The organism is Streptomyces alkaliphilus (assembly GCF_014141535.1).
GTDB lineage: Bacteria > Actinomycetota > Actinomycetes > Streptomycetales > Streptomycetaceae > Streptomyces > Streptomyces alkaliphilus.
Window position 1 is genome coordinate 1 of record NZ_VKHT01000922.1, and the last position, 1,994, is coordinate 1,994.

The 1,994-nt window shown below is 73.8% G+C and carries 1 protein-coding gene; it reads right to left on the reverse strand.

All coding sequences use genetic code 11. From position 1 onward, the window contains the following. Positions 1–78: 78 nt before the first annotated feature. Positions 79–1,994: peptidoglycan D,D-transpeptidase FtsI family protein (locus tag FNQ90_RS21170; RefSeq protein ID WP_228471450.1), on the reverse strand; the 1,916-nt coding region annotated here is incomplete at its 5' end.

Here is a 1,994-nt window from a genome sequence, read left to right on the forward strand (position 1 = left end):
GTGTCGCGAAGCGAGGGGGCCGGCCGGCGGGGGCGGGACGACCCCGACGAGTGGCTCCCGCCCCCGGCCGGCCGGCGATCACTCGTCGGGGTCGAAGGTGGTGGGCAGGGCCCGGGGCTCCTCGCCCGAGGGCGGGACGGAGAGCGCCTTGAGGGCGAAGGTCATCACCTCGCGGAAGACCGGTCCGCACAACTGCCCGCCGTAGTACTGCTCACCGGTGGGGTTCTGGATGGCGCAGTAGACCGTGACCCGCGGCTCGTCGGCCGGGGCGAAGCCGGCGAAGGAGGCCGTGTAACCGTTGTAGCGACCGGTCTCCGGATCCACCCGATTGGATGTGCCGGTCTTGCCCGCCACCCGGTAGCCGGGGATACGGGCCGCGTGCCCGGTTCCCCAGTCCTCGTCGACCACCACCGTCTCCAGCATCTCGGTGAGCCGCCGGGCGGTCCCCTCACCGATCACCCGCTCGCGCTCGGGCTCCGGAGCCGCCTCCCAGCGGCCGTCGGGACCCACCGTGCCGCGCACCACGGAGGGGGTGATCCGCTCCCCCCCGTTGGCGACCGTGGAGAAGACGCTGGTGGCCTGGAGGGCGTTGACGGAGACGCCCTGGCCGAACGGGATCGTGTACTGCTGGGCGGTGTTCCAGTCCCGCGGGGCGGCGAGGATGCCCGGTGTCTCGCCGGGGAAGCCCAGGCCCGTGGCGCGGCCGAAGCCGAAGGCCCGCAGATAGGCGTGGAGGACCTCGTTGGCCTCCTCCTGCGTCTCCCCCAGTCGTTCGGTGGCCAGGATGGTCCCGATGTTGCTGGAGCGGGCCATGACCCCGGCCAGGGTCAGGTGGTAGGTGTCGTGGTCGTGGTCGTCGAAGAAGGCCCGTCCCGCGCGGGGCAGTCGGCCGGGCACGGTGACGTGCGTCTCCGGGGTGGCCACGCCCTCCTCCAGCACCGCCGCCATCGAGACGAGCTTGCTGGTGGAGCCGGGTTCGTAGGCGTCCTGCAGGGCGGGGTTGCCCAGCAACGCCGGGTCCGCGGCGCCGTACCGGTTGGGATCGAAGCCGGGAGCGGAGGCCATCGCGAGGATCTCACCGCTGCGCACGTCCTGGACGATGACGTAGCCGCTGTCCGCGACGGAGTCCTCCACCTGCCGGGCGATCGCGTCCGCCGCCGCCCACTGGATGTCCCGGTCGATGGTCAGTTCGATGTCGGTGCCCGGTACCGCCGGTTGTTCGGTGGAGCCGGCGGTGGGAACCCGGCGACCGCCGGACTGCGCGTAGCGGATGGTGCCGTCCCGGCCGGCCAGTTGCGGATCCAGTATCGACTCCAGACCCGCGGCGCCCGCGCCCTCGGCGTTGACGAACCCCAGCAGGCCGGCGGCCAGCTCGCCGCCCGGATAGACGCGCCGGGGGTTCTTCTCCCGGAAGATCCCGGTGAGCACCTGATGGCCGGTGCCCTGCCGGCTGCGCTCGGCCAGGGCGCCGCGCAGATCCAGGATCTGCCGCCACGCCTGCGGGGTCTGCTGTCGGGCGAGGAGGGCGTACTGGGAGTCGGGGTTGTCCAACAGCTCGGCCAGGCGCTCCTCGTCCCGCTCCAGGATCGGCGCCAGGAGCGCGGCCGCCTGCTGCGGGGCGTCCGGGACACCGGTGTGCTCGGCGGTGAACAGCGAGGGGTCGGCGACGATGTCGTAGGCGTCGACGGTGGTGGCCAGGGCCGTGCCGTTGCGGTCGGTGATGTCGCCCCGGCGGGCCGCGATGGGCAGGGTGAGGTAGCGGTTGACGGCGGCCTGATCCGTGTAGGAGGCCGCGTCCACCGCCTGCACCTGCACCAGCCGGATGGTGAAGACCAGGGTGACCAGGGTCAGCCCGATGCCGATGAGCCGCAGGCGGGGCCGGTGGCCGGTCAGCCGCAACTGCTCCCCGGCGGCCGGCCGCCCCGCCGGCCGGGGGCGCGGGGGGCGGGGGGCACGCGGACGGTCGGGCCGCGGTGACGGGCCGCTCACGGCGC